A 15135-nucleotide genomic window follows, 5' to 3' on the forward strand; every position below is an offset into this window, starting at 1 on the left:
GGGTGTTAAATGGATGAGTTTAAACCGGAAGACGAACTGAAACCTGATCCCAGCGATCGCCGTTCAGGCCGTAACCGTAAAGCTGATGAGCGCGACAGTGAGCCACATTTCAATGTCGATGATGTTGAGTTAGACGCCGACGAGCCTCGTCCTGCGCGTTCCCGCCGTACTCGTGATGAAGAAGAGTATGAAAACGATGACGAGATGCAAGTTGATGCAGAAGAACGTCGTCCGGCGCGTGCCCGCAAAAAATCCGCTAAACCGAAAGTTCCGGTATCCCGTCAGCACCTGATGATGGGCATTGGTATTCTCGTTCTGTTGCTGCTCATCATTGGGATTGGTTCGGCGCTGAAAGCCCCATCTTCTGATACGGAAACTGTGAATAAGAATCCGTCTGCCGAGAAAAACATTGATCTGTCTGGTTCTACTAGCGATCAGGCTAATGGTACTCAACCTCAGCCAGGTTCGACATCTGCGGCTAACCAGACAGAAAATGCAGGAAACCCACAAGAAGTGACTCTTCCTGCCATTTCGTCAACCCCGACTGACGCACAAACTCAGCCTGCACCTCAGGGCCAGCAGCGTGTTGAAGTTCCGGGTGATCTGAATAACGCCCTGACTCAACAATCCGGCCAGATTGATAATGTGGTGAGCAATTCAACGTTGCCAACCGCACCGGCTACAGTTGCCGCAGTTGCAGGTAGTAATGGCGCAACGACAGCACCACGCCCGGTCGCGAAATCAGAGCCTGCGAAGCCAGCAGCACCACGCCAGGAACGTAAAACTGCAGTGATTGAGCCGCACAAAACTCAGCCTGCTAAGCAACAGACTGTGGCGAAAACGCCAGTAGCGGAACCAAAACCGGCAACGACTGCGAAACGTAGCGAGCCAGCTCCAGTTCCAGCACCAACTGCGACTACATCTGTGAAAGTCCCTGTGACCGAAGTTGCACCGAAAGCGACGACTACGACCACTGCTACTGCAGCCACTCCGGCTCCGAAAGCAACAGCCGCCGCGCCAGTGACAGCAGCAACAGGTGCTGTAGCGGGTGATGCGGGCGCAATCAAAGGCGCTCCTGGTAGCAATTACACCTTACAACTCAGCTCCTCTTCTAACTCCGATAACTTGAATGCCTGGGCGAAGAAAGAGAAACTGCAACACTATATGGTCTACCAGACAGTACGAAATGGTCAGCCATGGTATGTGTTGGTTAGCGGTATTTACGCCAGCAAAGATGAGGCAAAACGTGCCGTAGCAACATTGCCAGCTGATGTACAGGCTAAGAACCCGTGGGCAAAACCTATCCATCAGGTTCAGTCTGATCTGAAGTGATGAACAAGCGCAGCCGCTGTTGGAACCTTTCCACAGCAGGAAAAGGTGTAAATAGTTAGGCAGCATGAAAAAAAATCGCGCTTTTCTGAAATGGGCGGGGGGGAAATACCCCCTGCTCGAAGACATTAAAAAGTATCTGCCGAAAGGTGATTGTTTGATTGAGCCGTTTGTTGGTGCTGGCTCAGTCTTTCTGAATACTGATTACTCCCGTTATATCCTCGCAGATATTAATAGCGATCTGATTAACCTATATAACATCGTCAAAACACGTACGGATGAGTACGTTGAAGAGTCCAGAAAACTCTTCACTGCGGCACAAAACGACGAGCAAGCGTTCTATCTCAATCGAACTGAATTTAATCTGTGCAAAGATGAGTTCCGTCGTGCACTTCTGTTTTTATATCTGAACCGCCATTGTTACAACGGCCTTTGTCGTTATAACCTACGTGGTGAATTCAACGTCCCGTTCGGCCGCTACATCAAACCCTACTTCCCGGAAGAAGAGTTGTATCATTTTGCCGAGCGAGCACAAAACGCCACGTTCCTGTGCCAGTCGTATGATGTCAGCATGGCGAATGTCGCTGCGGGTTCTGTAGTCTATTGCGACCCGCCTTACGCGCCATTATCTGCCACGGCTAATTTTACGGCGTATCACACCGATAGCTTTAATATGGTGCAGCAACAACATCTGGCGCAGTTAGCTGAAAACTTGCAAGAAGGTGGCATCCCGGTGCTGATTTCAAACCATGACACTGAGTTGACTCGGTTGTGGTACAAGCAGGCGAAAATGCATAAGTTGCAGGTTCGGCGCAGCATCAGTCGGGATGGTGGAAAACGTAACAAGGTGGACGAACTGCTGGCGCTTTACAAAGTCGGTGCCTAAGCTGTTTCGCCCGCGGTCGTTTTTGATTTGCTATTGGAGAAGCGGATGAAACAGTTTTTGATTGCCCCATCAATCCTCTCAGCCGATTTTGCCCGCCTGGGTGAAGACACGGCTGCGGTACTGGCTGCTGGTGCGGATGTCGTCCATTTTGATGTTATGGATAACCATTACGTCCCCAACCTCACCATCGGCCCGATGGTACTAAAAGCCCTGCGTGATTACGGTATTACCGCTCCTGTTGATGTGCATCTGATGGTGAAACCCGTTGACCGTATTATTCCGGACTTCGCCGCTGCCGGTGCCAATATCATCACCTTCCACCCGGAAGCGTCAGAGCATGTTGACCGTTCCCTGCAACTGATTAAAGAGCATGGCTGTAAAGCAGGCCTGGTGTTTAACCCGGCGACATCGCTCAGTTGGCTTGATCACGTTATGGATAAGCTGGATGTGATTTTGCTGATGTCCGTTAACCCCGGTTTCGGTGGGCAATCTTTCATTCCTCATACGCTGGAAAAATTACGTCAGGTGCGTGAACGCATTGATGCTTCCGGTTATGACATCCGCCTGGAAGTCGACGGTGGTGTAAAAGCGGACAACATCGCAGAAATTGCCGCAGCAGGTGCAGATATGTTTGTCGCCGGTTCTGCGATTTTCAACCAGCCGGATTACAAAGCGGTTATTGACCGTATGCGTAGTGAGTTGGCAAAGGTAACTCATGGATAAGTTAAATAAAATTCGCGGTATCGCCTTTGATTTAGACGGTACGCTGGTTGACACCGCATTGGGTTTGACGCAGGCAATGGACCAGGCGCTGTATGCGCTGGAGTTGCCAACAGCAGGTGAAGACAAAGTTGAAAAGTGGATCGGCAATGGTGCCGATGTGCTGGTTAAGCGTGCGCTGACCTGGGCGTTAAAAGGCGAAGAGCCACAAGACGACCAGTGCCGTATCGCGCGTAAACTGTTTGATGCTTTCTATGCACAAACTGCGGAAGAGGGCAGTTTCCTGTTCCCTGAAGTGGCTAACACTCTGGCGGCATTGGCCGAGAAAGGCCTGCCGATGGGCCTGGTCACTAACAAGCCGACTCCATTTGTGCTGCCGATGCTGGAAAGATTAGGCATCGCGCATTACTTCAAAATCATTATTGGTGGCGACGATGTGGAAAATAAAAAACCTCATCCCGAAGCGCTGCACAAAGTGATGGAGAAGTTGAACCTCAGTGCTGAAGAGCTGCTGTTTGTTGGTGATTCACGCAACGATATTCTCGCTGCACAGGCGGCTGGGTGCTGTTCCATTGGCCTGACTTATGGTTATAACTACGGTGAAGCCATCGAGTTGAGCAAACCCGATTTCGTGTACGACCATTTCAACGATTTATTGCCCGCATTAGGGCTCTCTAACAAAGAACATCAGGAATCAGAACATGAGTAAGCCCATCGTCTTTAGTGGCGCACAGCCATCAGGTGAATTGACCATTGGTAACTACATGGGTGCGCTGCGTCAGTGGGTCCATATGCAGGATGATTACCACTGCATTTACTGCATCGTTGACCAGCACGCGATTACCGCGCGTCAGGATGCGACACAACTACGCAGCCGTACTCTCGATACGTTGGCGTTGTACCTGGCTTGCGGTATTGACCCGGCGAAAAGTACAATTTTTGTACAGTCCCACGTGCCTGAACATGCACAACTGGGCTGGGTACTGAACTGCTACACCTATTTTGGTGAGCTAAGCCGCATGACTCAGTTCAAAGATAAATCTTCCCGCTATGCTGAAAACATTAACGCTGGCCTGTTTGATTATCCGGTGCTGATGGCCGCTGACATTCTGCTGTACCAGACTAACCTGGTGCCCGTTGGTGAAGACCAGAAACAGCACCTGGAACTGAGCCGCGATATCGCTGCACGTTTCAATGCGTTGTACGGTGATGTGTTCAAAGTACCAGAGCCGTTCATCCCGAAATCTGGCGCGCGCGTAATGTCTCTGCTTGAACCGACCAAGAAAATGTCTAAATCAGACGATAACCGCAACAACGTTATTGGCCTGCTGGAAGACCCGAAATCTGTCGTGAAGAAAATCAAACGCGCGGTAACTGACTCGGACGAGCCACCTGTCGTGCGTTACGATACTGCCAACAAAGCGGGCGTATCCAACATGCTGGATATCCTGGCGGGTGTGACGGGTAAATCTATCCCTGAGCTTGAGCAGCAGTTTGAAGGCAAAATGTATGGGCACCTGAAAGGCGACGTGGCTGAGGCTGTTTCAGACATGTTGACCGAGTTGCAGGAGCGTTTTCATCGTTTCCGTAACGATGAAGCATTCTTGCAGCAAGTGATGAAAGACGGTGCCGAGAAAGCTCGTGCGCACGCCAGTGCCACGCTGAAAAAGGTCTATGAAGTTATTGGGTTTGTCGCACACCCATAATTTTTAACACAACCCTCATCCTAACCTTCTCCCTGAGGGAGAAGGGATTGATCGGTTTTCCCCTGTCCTGAGGGAGAAGGGATTGATCGGTTTTCTCCTGCCCTGCAGGAGAAGGGATTGATCGGTTTTCCCCTGTCCTGCAGGAGAAGGGATTGATCGGTTTTCCCCTGTCCTGAGGGAGAAGGGATTGATCGGTTTTCTCCCTCTCCTGCGGGAGAGGGCCGGGGTGAGGGCGTCCCTCCCCATAAATTCCCCAGCTAAATATCTTTTGTGATCCCATTCTCTTTTTGCATCTTTCCCGTTTGCCATTTATATTCAATTTAATGAAGATATAACCATTCAATAAATTGAAGATTAAATATGAGCCGTAGCTTTATCAAAAAAGAAGGGGTTGCCCAGGCCAGTCTGGCGCGTTATTTGCTGGGCGAGAAAAGCGGTAACCGACTGAAAACCATTGATGAACTGGCGAGCGAATGTCGCTTTTCCGTCGGGCTGATTCAGGCGGCGTTAAAAACCCTTGAGAATGCCGGAGCGGTAAAAGTTGAGAGACGCGGGCGCAACGGCAGCTATCTGGTCAGCATGGATAACAAAGCCTTATTGGCTTTTGCTGATATCGGCAATGTCGTGTGTGCGATGCCGCTGCCTTACACCCGGCTTTATGAAGGTTTAGCCAGTGGCCTGAAAGCGCAGTTTGATGGCATCCCATTTTACTACGCGCATATGCGTGGCTCAGATGTTCGGGTGGAATGCTTGTTGAATGGCGTCTATGACCTTGCGGTTGTCTCAAGGCTTGCTGCGCAGAGCTATCTCGATAACAGCGATGTCTTTATGGCGCTGGAACTTGGGCCACACACTTACGTTGGCGAACACAAATTGATTTGCCGTACCGGTAATCAGCAAATTAGACGTGTCGGCCTCGACCCGCGTTCCGCCGATCAGCGCATTATGACGGACATTTATTTCGCGGGTCAGCCGGTTGAGATCCTCGATGTGCCTTACCACGAGAGCCTTAATCGTATCGCCAAAGGCGAAATTGATGCGGTTATCTGGAACGTGGGTAGTGAGGCGGATCTTGAGTTACTCGGCCTGCAAGCGCAGCCCCTTAAAGGCGACTCGCGTTTTTTGCAGGCTTCCGAGGCCGTGGTGCTGACTCGCGCCGATGATGCGCCAATTAATCAATTGCTGCGCACAGTGGTGAACAAAAATGAGCTGCTTGCTCACCAACAAAGAGTGCTGCTGGGTGAGCAGGAGCCAAGCTATTAGAACTTCATCAAAGGGTAAATCAGGATGGAAGAACGGCTAAACCTGCTGTGTGATGCGGGCGTTATCGACAGAGATATTTGCGACGGCATGATTGCTGTCGTTGAGAAAATGGAAACGGTGTGGGCCATTCCCGTGCGTAATGAACAAGGGGAAATGGCGATCACCCATATGGCAAACGCGCTGATGCGCAGCCGTAGGGGTGAAGAAATCGGCCCACTTGATGAAGACCTGCTGGAAGAAATTGTCACTTCTCAGGCTTATGCCGAACTGCTGCCGATTCACCAGGCGATGCTGGCTCCCTTTGATGTGAATATTCACCCGAATGAAGAAGGCTATCTGCTCGCGAACCTGTTTAGTTTGTGGATGGTTAGCAAAGGCTAAGAATTTTTTTGTCAGCCGTCTGCTTTAACTTAAATATTCAAAAAAATGATTATTTAAGTTTTTTTGCAGCATGGAGTCGAGAGGCAAGGGCATGTTTATTGAAGCACTCAAGGCACAAAACCCAGCACTGATTGGGGCCGCACTGAAGTTATGGCAGCAGGGAGAGATATTGCCAGATACCTGCGTCATTGATGTTGATAAGGTTTTGGAAAATGGACGCCGCCTGCTTGAAACAGCAGAGCGTCATGGCATCACGCTGTATCTGATGACCAAGCAACTGGGGCGTAATCCGTGGCTGGCGAAGCGTCTGATTGAGCTGGGTTTTCACGGTACCGTTGCGGTGGATTTCAAAGAAGCCCGCACGCTGCGCAATGCAGAAGTACCGGTTTCCCATGTTGGACATTTAGTTCAGCTACCAAAAAGTCTGGTAACGGAAAACGTCACCGTTTCACCTGAAATGATCACCGTTTTCTCGCTGGATAAAGCCGAGGAAATCTCTGTTGCAGCGCAACGTCTTGGGCATATCCAGCCCATCATGTTGAAAGTGTTCGATGAACAAGACCACCTGTATTCAGGCCAGGAAGCCGGGTTCCCGTTGTCAGCACTGGATAACGTGGTTGCCGCTCTCAAGAACATGCCGGGCGTGAAAATCGCCGGGCTGACCCACTTCCCCTGCCTGCTCTGGGATGAAGAATTACAGCAAACGCTGCCCACGCCCAATCTGCATACGCTATTGCAGGCGCGCGATATGCTTCGTGCGCAGGGCATAGACGTGGCACAGCTCAACGCGCCATCGGCTTCAAGTTGCAGTACTTTACCGTTGCTGGCTGAATATGGTGTGACCCATGCCGAACCGGGTCATGCTCTAACCGGAACGATTCCCGCTAACCAGCATGGCGACCAGCCAGAACACATCGCCATGCTCTATCTCACCGAAATCTCACACCAGTTTCAGGGCAACAGCTATTGCTTCGGCGGCGGTTATTACCGCCGTGGTCATGCGCAAAACGCGCTGGTTTTCCCTGTTCTGGACGGTGAAGCATTATCAGCAAAATTGCTACCGATGGACGACAGCAGCATTGATTACCACATCGGGCTGGCGGGCGAGTTCCCGGTCAGCACGCCAGTGGTGATGTGTTTCCGTACTCAGGTTTTTGTCACGCGCAGCGATGTGGCACTGGTGTCCGGAATCAGCCGCGGAGAACCTGTACTCGAAGCTTTGTATGACAGCCTTGGTAACCCCATTTGCGGAGGTTCGCGTGAGTAAGTTTGTGGTGGTGGTGATTGATAGTTTTGGCGTCGGCGCGATGGACGATGTACCGCAAGTCAGGCCGGAGGATATCGGTGCAAATACCTGCGGGCATATTTTGCAGCATTTCCCACAATTACGTTTACCGGTGCTGGAACAGCTTGGCTTGATCAACGCGCTGGGTTTTACCACCGGAGCCATGCGCCCTTCAGCGAATGCAGTTTACGGAACAGCCGCGCTGCAACATGAAGGTGGCGATACTTTTATGGGGCACCAGGAAATTCTCGGTACCCGCCCACAAGCGCCGTTGCGTATGCCTTTCTCTGAAGTGATTGATGAAGTAGAACGTGCGCTGATTGCCGATTGTTGGCAGGTCGAGCGGGTGGGCAGTGGGCTGCAATATTTGTGGGTCAATCAGGCGGTGGCGATTGGCGACAACCTTGAAGCTGACCTCGGCCAGGTGTTTAACATCAGTGCCAATCTGAATGCGATCTCTTTCGAGGAAGTGCGCAAGATCGGCGAGATTGTCCGCCATTGTGTGCAGGTTGGGCGCGTGATTGCGTTTGGCGGCCTGCTGGAAAGCAGTTCGCAACTCCAGAACGCCGCCGAGGAAAAACAGGGCAAATACATTGGCATTAACGCGCCGCGATCCGGGGTGTATCAGCACGGTTTTCAGGTGGTTCATATGGGGTTCGGGGTGAATGCCAGCGTACAGGTGCCACAAAAACTGCATGAGTCCGCTATCAAAACAGTACTGGTGGGGAAAGTGGCCGACATCGCCATCAATCCGCACGGTGTCAGCTATCAGTACCTCGTTGATACCCAGCAAATCATGGACATCACGCTTGCTGAAGTCCAAAAGCCCGGTGACGTTTTTATCTGCACCAACATTCAGGAAACCGACCTCGCCGGGCACGCTCAGGATGTCGCACGTTACGCCGAGCGTTTGCAGGTGGTGGATAAAAATCTCGGCAAGTTAATGGACGTGATGCAGCCCAGTGATTACCTGGTGGTCATGGCCGATCACGGCAACGACCCGACCATCGGCCACAGCAAACATACCCGTGAAAATGTGCCGCTACTCGTCTGGCAGCGGGGGATCACCGGCGCAAATCTTGGCCGCAGAACAACACTGTCTGATGTGGGTGCTACCGTTTGCGATTTCTTCAACGCAAATGTGCCACAAAACGGCACTTCATTCTTGTCACAACTGCACACCACGAACACCGGAGGCAACCATGGCTGAACAGCAACGAATTGATGCGTCGGGCTACACCTACGCGCATGAACATCTGCATATCGACTTGTCGTCATTCAAAAACAACATCGATTGCCGCCTGGATCAATACGACCTGATTTGTGCGGAAATGAAAACGCTGTACGCGCTGGGCGTGCGCAACATCATCGAAATGACCAACCGCTACATGGGGCGTAACCCTCAGTTTATGTTGGATATCATGCGTGATAGCGGAATGAACGTCGTCGCGTGTACCGGTTATTACCAGCATGACTTTTTCCCGGCTCACGTCGCCACAACTCCCGTTGAAAAACTGGCGCAGGAGATGATCGACGAAATTGAACAAGGTATTGATGGCACCGAATTAAAGGCCGGGATCATTGCTGAAATTGGTTCGAGCGTGGATGTGATAACCCCTGATGAAGCCAAAGTTTTTGCTGCTGCGGCTTTAGCGCACCGTGAAACTGGGTGTGCGATTTCAACTCACACCTCTTTTAGCACTATGGGGCTGGAACAACTGACGCTGCTGAAAAGCCACGGTGTGGATTTATCTCGCGTTGTTGTGGGCCACTGCGACCTGAAAGATAACCTCGACAACATTCTGCGCATGATTGAGCAGGGCGCGTATGTGCAGTTCGATACCATCGGGAAAAACAACTATTACCCGGATGAGAAACGCGTGGCGATGCTGCAAGAAATTGCCAGCCGCGGGCTGCTCGACCACGTCATGCTTTCCATGGATATTACCCGTCGTTCACATCTGAAGGCGAACGGTGGGCTTGGTTTTGATTATTTGCTGACAACGTTCGTGCCTCTTTTGCTCGAGGCAGGCTTCTCTCAGGCCGACGTTGATTTGATGTTACGTGACAACCCCTCTGTCTTCTTTAAATAAGGATTTCCCATGAAAAAGATCGGTGTTGCTGGCTTACAGCGTGAACTTATTAAAAAAACCATCGAAACGTCTGCACCTGACTGCTTTGAAGTGTTTATTTACAACGATATGGAAGCTGCCATGAAAGTGAAATCCGGGCAGCTTGATTACTACATTGGTGCCTGTAATACCGGCGCTGGGGCAGCACTTTCCATTGCCATCGCGGTGATTGGTTACAACAAAAGCTGCACCATCGCCAAGCCTGGCATTAAGGCAAAAGAAGAGCAGGTGGCCAAAATGGTGGCGGATGGGAAAGTTGCTTTTGGTCTCTCGGTTGAGCATATCGAGCATGCCATTCCGATGCTTATCGCCCATTTAAAATAAAGGCCGCGCTATGGATTTCTACATTCAAATAATCGTGGTGGCCTGCCTGACTGGGATGACGGCCTTGCTGGCGCATAAGTCAGCAGCCGTGTTCCATGACGGCATTCGCCCCATTTTGCCGCAGCTTATCGAAGGTAATATGAATCGCCGCGAGGCGGGCAGTATCGCTTTCGGTCTGAGCATTGGTTTCGTGGCGTCGGTGGGTATTTCGTTTACGCTGAAAACTGGGTTGCTTAATGCATGGTTGTTATTCCTGCCGACAGATATCCTCGGAGTCTTAGCGGCAAATAGTTTGTTGGCGTTTGGGTTGGGCGCAGTCTGGGGAATTTTGATCCTGACTTGCTTGATCCCGGTAAACCATTTGCTGACGGCACTGCCAGTGGATGTGTTGGGTTCGTTGGGTGAGTTGAGCTCGCCAGTGGTTTCTGCATTTGCGCTGTTCCCACTGGTGGCAATTTTCTATCAATTTGGCTGGAAGAGCAGTCTGCTCGCAGCCTTTGTGGTGTTAATGACGCGCGTTTTGATCGTGCGTTTCTTCCCACACCTCAATCCCGAATCTATCGAAATCTTCGTCGGCATGGTGATGCTGCTGGGGATTGCGATTACTCAGGATCACCGTACCCGTGATGAGCGAGAACATGATACCGAGGGGGTATCGGTCTTTGAGGAGCGAACATCGCGCATTATCAAGCACCTACCGTATATCGCGGTTGTTGGTGGGTTGATTGCGGTCGTCGCCAGCATGAAGATTTTTGCCGGTTCTGAAGTGTCGATTTTTACGCTGGAGAAGGCTTATTCCGCAGGCATCACGCCTGAGCAGTCACAAACCCTGGTGCATCAGGCCGCACTTGCGGAGTTTATGCGTGGGCTGGGATTTGTTCCACTGATTGCCACCACGGCGCTGGCGACGGGTGTGTACGCCGTTGCTGGTTTCACCTTTGTTTACGCAGCCGGATACTTGATTTCTAACCCGCTGTTAGCGTTTGCGGTGGGTGCGGTGGTGATTTCCGTTGAAGTATTGCTGCTACGTTCCATCGGCAAATGGCTCGGGCGTTATCCATCGGTGCGTAACGCATCGGATAACATCCGTAACTCGATGAATATGTTGATGGAAATGGCGCTGCTGGTTGGCTCTATCTTTGCGGCTATCAAAATGGCGGGCTATACCGGTTTTTCTATTGCGGCGGCGATTTACTTCCTCAACGAATCGCTGGGTCGGCCGGTTCAGAAAATGGCCTCTCCGGTTGTCGCGGTGTTGATAACCGGCATCATTCTGAACATTCTTTACTACTGTGGCCTGTTCGTTCCGGCCTGATCCCTTCTCAATGCCTGCCGTAATGGTCTGCGGCAGGCTTCACGGAGTGAATAAAGTGAAAACCTGGCCGTTACAGAGCCTGACAATGGAGCAGGCGCAGAGTAAGCAATTTCAACTGGTGGATATTATTTGCCGCCATTTTCCCAGCGCTGATTTCCTCAATGCCGGGGATTTCGGCTTAGTCCCCGGTCTGAATCAGCCACAAATGACGCGGCGTGTGGAGTCAGTTCTGGCGGATTTCTTTGGCGCACCGGCTGCGGCACTGGTGCAAGGTGCGGGAACCGGGGCGATTCGTAGCGGGTTAGCGGCACTTCTTAACGCGGGGGATAGCTTGCTTGTTCACGATGTCCCTCTTTACCCCACCACGGCAGTCATCGCTGAACAGATGGGGTTAACGCTAATTCGTGCCGATTTTAATCAACTTGATGAAGTCAAAAAAGCCATTGAATTGCACCGCCCGCAGGCCGCGTTGATTCAGCATACCCGGCAGAAAATGGATGATTCATATCTGTTGGCTGAGGTGATTGGTTGTTTTAATCAGCATGGTTTACCGTCGTTGACTGATGACAACTACGCGGTGATGAAAGTCGAAAAGATTGGTTGCGAATGTGGGTCCACACTTTCAACATTCTCGTGTTTTAAACTCTTCGGCCCACCGGGAATTGGCGTGGTGGTGGGTGAAGAAAAGACAGTAAATGCGGTGCGAAAAAGTATGTATTCCGGTGGCAGCCAGGTGCAGGGTTTCCAGGCGATGGAAGCGTTGCGCGGATTAGTGTTTGCGCCAGTGATGCACGCGGTGCAGGCGCAGGTAAACGATAAACTGGTTGAAGCGCTCAATACCGAAGCGGTGCCGCAAGTGAAGCATGCATTTATCGCAAATGCGCAATCCAAAGTGCTGTTAGTGGAGTTTCATCAGCCGATTGCCGAGCAAGTATTGGCGGCGGCACAGAAGCTGGGCGCGTTGCCTTATCCTGTGGGGGCAGAGTCGAAATATGAAATCCCGCCGCTTTTTTATCGGCTGTCCGGGACTTTCCGCCAGTCTGACCCAACGCTTGAGCAACGTATGATCCGTATAAATCCTAATCGTAGTGGGGCGCAGACGGTATTGCGAATATTAAAAGAAAGTTGTGAAGGGTTATAAATTAAAATGCCCTCACTGGGAGGGCGTATTAAAAATTTGTGGCTATTATTATTTCTGTGGAGTTGCTGGGCCACAACCACCAATAATTTTAGAAATAGAAATGGCTGGGTGCAGTAAATAATCATAACCGCAAGATTTGTCTTTGTTCTCAATATGACCAGTACAGCCAGACAACAGAGCCAGGACAGCCAGTGCAGATGCAGCTTTTACGAACTTGTTCATTGATATTCCCTATCATTTACTTGGATGTAATGAGGCACTTCAAAAAGGCAATTAAGTATAGGGGCTGCTTGCTATATCACTAAGTCTGAAACCAGACGCATGGTTACATGAAATAAATATTGCCTATAATGATCGGCAAAATAATTAATAACTTATAAATAAAAAGGCTTGCCGGAATAATCTGACAAGCCTTTTTTTTATCTTAAATTAGAATTAGTGGTTCGAGAACCAATTCAACCTATCGCGCAATGCCACCACGCGACCGACAATAATCAGCGCCGGGCTTGCAACCTGTGTCGATAATTCACCGAGTTCGCGTAATACGCCACTGACTACACGTTGGTTAACCGCTGTGCCGTTTTCAACCAGCGCGACCGGCATCTCCGCAGTCATGCCGTGTTCAATCAGCTTTTCCTGAATCGCAGGAGCCTGGTTTAAACCCATGTAAAAGACCAGCGTCTGTTTTTCTGCCGCCAGGTTTTCCCAGTCTAATTCACCGCCGGTTTTCAGGTGGCCGGTCACCAGGCGCACACTTTGCGCGTAATCGCGGTGGGTTAATGGAATGCCTGAATAAGCTGAACAGCCGGATGCCGCAGTAATGCCCGGCACCACGGAGAACGGGATACCGCCGTCGCACAAGGTTTCTAGCTCTTCACCGCCGCGACCAAAGATAAACGGATCGCCACCTTTCAGACGGACAACGCGTTTGCCACTTTGCGCTTCACGCAGCAGGATTTGGTTAATCTCTTCTTGCGGGACGCAGTGATAACCCGCGCGTTTACCCACGAAAACGCGGTCGGCATCACGGCGCACCAGATTCATGATGTCATCAGAAACCAGGCGGTCATAAACCACCACATCGGCTTGTTGAATTTGTTGCAACCCTTTGAGCGTCAGCAATCCGGCATCGCCTGGACCTGCACCCACCAAAACGACCTCACCACGGTGATCGAGCGGTGTAGCAAACATAGACTCGGTTTCTTTATCGATGGCTTGCTGGTCTTCGTTCGCCAGATATTGCGCCAGACGGTCATTAGTGAAGAACTTTTCCCAGAAGCGACGGCGTTCTGCCATGGCCTTGAAATTTGTTTTTACTCGCCCGCGCAACGTACCGGCATAAGAGGCAATTTTCCCCAAATGCAGTGGCAGAATGGCTTCGAGTTTTTCACGTAACAGGCGGGCAAGAACGGGAGAGGTACCACCGGAAGAGACAGCCACCATCAGCGGCGAACGGTCAATAATCGAAGGCATGATGAAACTGGCTTGTTTAGGGGCATCGACCACGTTGCAGAAAATGCGGCGTGATTCGCATGCTTCGCTGACTTGTTGATTCACTGTTTCGTTGTCAGTTGCGGCAATGGCCAGCCAGCAAACATCAAGCAGCGCGGGGGCGAATTCACCCTCAGCAAGGGTGATCATGCCCTGTTCCGCCCACACATGAAATTGTGGGGAGAATTCCAGGGCATTCACAGTGACCTGTGCACCTGCCTCCATCAACAAACGTGCTTTACGTTCTGCGACATCGCCACCGCCGACCAACAGGCAGGCGCGACCTCGTAATTGACAAAATATAGGCAGGTGATCCACGGTCAATCCTCAAATAAATTAGTTGCGTGCAGTCTCCGGCGCGGCGACTTGCGCAGGCTGTGGGCGCTCGGCTTTCGGCGTAGCATACCAATAACCCAGACCCATGAATACTACACCGGAAAGGGTATTCCCAAGCGTTACCCACAACAGGTTGTGACCGATACCCGCCATGGTGTAGGCGTCGCTATGATGACCAAACCAGGAGAGTGCAAACAGCGTCATGTTGGCAATGGAGTGTTCGTAACCGGAAGCGATAAACGCCAGCAGACACCACCAGATAGCGATGAACTTCGCAGCACCTTCAGTACGCACGGCCATCCAAATTGCCAGACAAACCAGCCAGTTACACAAAGCACCTTTGAAGAACAGTACCATCGCCGGAGCAGTGGTTTTTGCCAGCGCCGCGGTGTGAACCAGGCTGGTGTCCAACGGCAGCAGGCTACCGCCGCCCCATTTGTAGAGCAGGGCAACAAACACGGAACCCACCAGGTTACCCAGCCAGGTTTGCGGCAAAATACCCCACATTTGACCGTGAGTGATGGTGCCTGCTTTGACGCCGAACGTCAGGAACATGGTGTGTCCGGTGAATAGTTCAGAGCCTGCGATGATAACCAGCGTCAGGGCGATCCCGAAGGTGGCACCCATTACCAGTGGACGCAGCGCGGGATCAACCAGATTACCGAGGGTGAAGATCAGGATGATGCCGAGGCCGACATAAGCGCCTGCCATGGCAGAGCTTATCCAGAATCCGAGTGGATTGTTTTGCGACAATCGGGCAATGCGCGCGGCATTCGCCGCACATTTGTTAATGGTATCGGTGAACATTTTTGTTATCCCAATAAAT

16 protein-coding genes are annotated in these 15135 nt (G+C 51.3%); 13 read left to right on the forward strand and 3 right to left on the reverse strand.

Annotated elements, in window-relative coordinates; genetic code table 11:
* Positions 1-9 precede the first annotated feature (9 nt).
* The 13 genes from damX (at position 10) to MES37_RS14335 (ending at position 12482) form a co-directional block, all read left to right on the forward strand.
* A complete protein-coding gene (gene damX, locus MES37_RS14275; RefSeq protein ID WP_232887109.1) occupies positions 10-1332 on the forward strand; it encodes a cell division protein DamX in 1323 nt (440 codons plus the stop codon).
* 64 nt (positions 1333-1396) lie between these two features.
* Complete coding sequence (gene dam / locus MES37_RS14280) at positions 1397-2215, forward strand: adenine-specific DNA-methyltransferase (protein WP_064542845.1); 819 nt, start codon at positions 1397-1399, stop codon at positions 2213-2215.
* Between the two features lie 45 nt (positions 2216-2260).
* Entirely contained in the window at positions 2261-2938 is a 678-nt protein-coding gene (rpe, locus tag MES37_RS14285) for a ribulose-phosphate 3-epimerase (RefSeq protein WP_064542848.1), read from the forward strand.
* A complete protein-coding gene (locus tag MES37_RS14290) occupies positions 2931-3644 on the forward strand; it encodes a phosphoglycolate phosphatase (RefSeq protein ID WP_064542851.1) in 714 nt (237 codons plus the stop codon). Before rpe ends, MES37_RS14290 begins: the two co-directional genes overlap by 8 nt.
* Entirely contained in the window at positions 3637-4641 is a 1005-nt protein-coding gene (trpS, locus tag MES37_RS14295) for a tryptophan--tRNA ligase (protein WP_064542856.1), read from the forward strand. Before MES37_RS14290 ends, trpS begins: the two co-directional genes overlap by 8 nt.
* Before the next feature lie 360 nt (positions 4642-5001).
* A complete protein-coding gene (gene yhfZ / locus MES37_RS14300) occupies positions 5002-5904 on the forward strand; it encodes a GntR family transcriptional regulator YhfZ (protein WP_064542859.1) in 903 nt (300 codons plus the stop codon).
* Positions 5905-5928: 24 nt separating this feature from the next.
* Positions 5929-6285 (forward strand): PRD domain-containing protein, encoded by a 357-nt coding sequence (locus MES37_RS14305; protein ID WP_121814760.1) that lies wholly within the window; start codon positions 5929-5931, stop codon positions 6283-6285.
* A 91-nt stretch (positions 6286-6376) separates the two neighbouring features.
* On the forward strand, positions 6377-7552 hold the full coding sequence (locus tag MES37_RS14310) for a YhfX family PLP-dependent enzyme (protein ID WP_121814761.1): 1176 nt from the start codon (positions 6377-6379) through the stop codon (positions 7550-7552).
* Entirely contained in the window at positions 7545-8780 is a 1236-nt protein-coding gene (locus tag MES37_RS14315) for a phosphopentomutase (RefSeq protein WP_237931816.1), read from the forward strand. Before MES37_RS14310 ends, MES37_RS14315 begins: the two co-directional genes overlap by 8 nt.
* Positions 8773-9663, forward strand: a complete 891-nt coding sequence (locus tag MES37_RS14320) for a phosphotriesterase-related protein (RefSeq protein ID WP_064542871.1) — start codon at positions 8773-8775, stop codon at positions 9661-9663. The genes MES37_RS14315 and MES37_RS14320 overlap by 8 nt, the downstream gene beginning before the upstream one ends.
* Before the next feature lie 9 nt (positions 9664-9672).
* On the forward strand, positions 9673-10026 hold the full coding sequence (locus MES37_RS14325) for a DUF2620 domain-containing protein (RefSeq protein WP_034499110.1): 354 nt from the start codon (positions 9673-9675) through the stop codon (positions 10024-10026).
* Positions 10027-10036: 10 nt separating this feature from the next.
* Positions 10037-11341, forward strand: a complete 1305-nt coding sequence (locus MES37_RS14330) for a YhfT family protein (RefSeq protein ID WP_064542875.1) — start codon at positions 10037-10039, stop codon at positions 11339-11341.
* Positions 11342-11396: 55 nt separating this feature from the next.
* Positions 11397-12482, forward strand: a complete 1086-nt coding sequence (locus MES37_RS14335; protein ID WP_237931820.1) for an aminotransferase class V-fold PLP-dependent enzyme — start codon at positions 11397-11399, stop codon at positions 12480-12482.
* A 48-nt stretch (positions 12483-12530) separates the two neighbouring features.
* Here the strand turns inward: MES37_RS14335 and MES37_RS14340 are convergent, their stop codons facing one another.
* From MES37_RS14340 to nirC, 3 genes are all read right to left on the reverse strand, one after another.
* On the reverse strand, positions 12531-12704 hold the full coding sequence (locus MES37_RS14340; RefSeq protein ID WP_064542878.1) for a DUF4223 family protein: 174 nt from the start codon (positions 12702-12704) through the stop codon (positions 12531-12533).
* A gap of 213 nt (positions 12705-12917) precedes the next feature.
* Positions 12918-14291 (reverse strand): siroheme synthase CysG, encoded by a 1374-nt coding sequence (gene cysG / locus MES37_RS14345; RefSeq protein WP_237931818.1) that lies wholly within the window; start codon positions 14289-14291, stop codon positions 12918-12920.
* Between the two features lie 18 nt (positions 14292-14309).
* Entirely contained in the window at positions 14310-15116 is an 807-nt protein-coding gene (gene nirC / locus MES37_RS14350; protein WP_064542885.1) for a nitrite transporter NirC, read from the reverse strand.
* Positions 15117-15135 lie beyond the last annotated feature (19 nt).

The sequence above is a fragment of the Buttiauxella sp. S19-1 genome, from assembly GCF_022134725.1.
Taxonomy (GTDB): Bacteria; Pseudomonadota; Gammaproteobacteria; order Enterobacterales; family Enterobacteriaceae; genus Buttiauxella; species Buttiauxella ferragutiae.

What these genes read in the sequence shown, in the direction of transcription:
- damX (WP_232887109.1), top strand. Translation starts at nt 10, where the DNA reads ATGGATGAGTTTAAACCGGAAGACGAACTGAAACCTGATCCCAGCGAT.
- dam (WP_064542845.1), top strand. Translation starts at nt 1,397, where the DNA reads ATGAAAAAAAATCGCGCTTTTCTGAAATGGGCGGGGGGGAAATACCCC.
- rpe (WP_064542848.1), top strand. Translation starts at nt 2,261, where the DNA reads ATGAAACAGTTTTTGATTGCCCCATCAATCCTCTCAGCCGATTTTGCC.
- MES37_RS14290 (WP_064542851.1), top strand. Translation starts at nt 2,931, where the DNA reads ATGGATAAGTTAAATAAAATTCGCGGTATCGCCTTTGATTTAGACGGT.
- trpS (WP_064542856.1), top strand. Translation starts at nt 3,637, where the DNA reads ATGAGTAAGCCCATCGTCTTTAGTGGCGCACAGCCATCAGGTGAATTG.
- yhfZ (WP_064542859.1), top strand. Translation starts at nt 5,002, where the DNA reads ATGAGCCGTAGCTTTATCAAAAAAGAAGGGGTTGCCCAGGCCAGTCTG.
- MES37_RS14305 (WP_121814760.1), top strand. Translation starts at nt 5,929, where the DNA reads ATGGAAGAACGGCTAAACCTGCTGTGTGATGCGGGCGTTATCGACAGA.
- MES37_RS14310 (WP_121814761.1), top strand. Translation starts at nt 6,377, where the DNA reads ATGTTTATTGAAGCACTCAAGGCACAAAACCCAGCACTGATTGGGGCC.
- MES37_RS14320 (WP_064542871.1), top strand. Translation starts at nt 8,773, where the DNA reads ATGGCTGAACAGCAACGAATTGATGCGTCGGGCTACACCTACGCGCAT.
- MES37_RS14325 (WP_034499110.1), top strand. Translation starts at nt 9,673, where the DNA reads ATGAAAAAGATCGGTGTTGCTGGCTTACAGCGTGAACTTATTAAAAAA.
- MES37_RS14330 (WP_064542875.1), top strand. Translation starts at nt 10,037, where the DNA reads ATGGATTTCTACATTCAAATAATCGTGGTGGCCTGCCTGACTGGGATG.
- MES37_RS14340 (WP_064542878.1), bottom strand. Translation starts at nt 12,704, where the DNA reads ATGAACAAGTTCGTAAAAGCTGCATCTGCACTGGCTGTCCTGGCTCTG.
- nirC (WP_064542885.1), bottom strand. Translation starts at nt 15,116, where the DNA reads ATGTTCACCGATACCATTAACAAATGTGCGGCGAATGCCGCGCGCATT.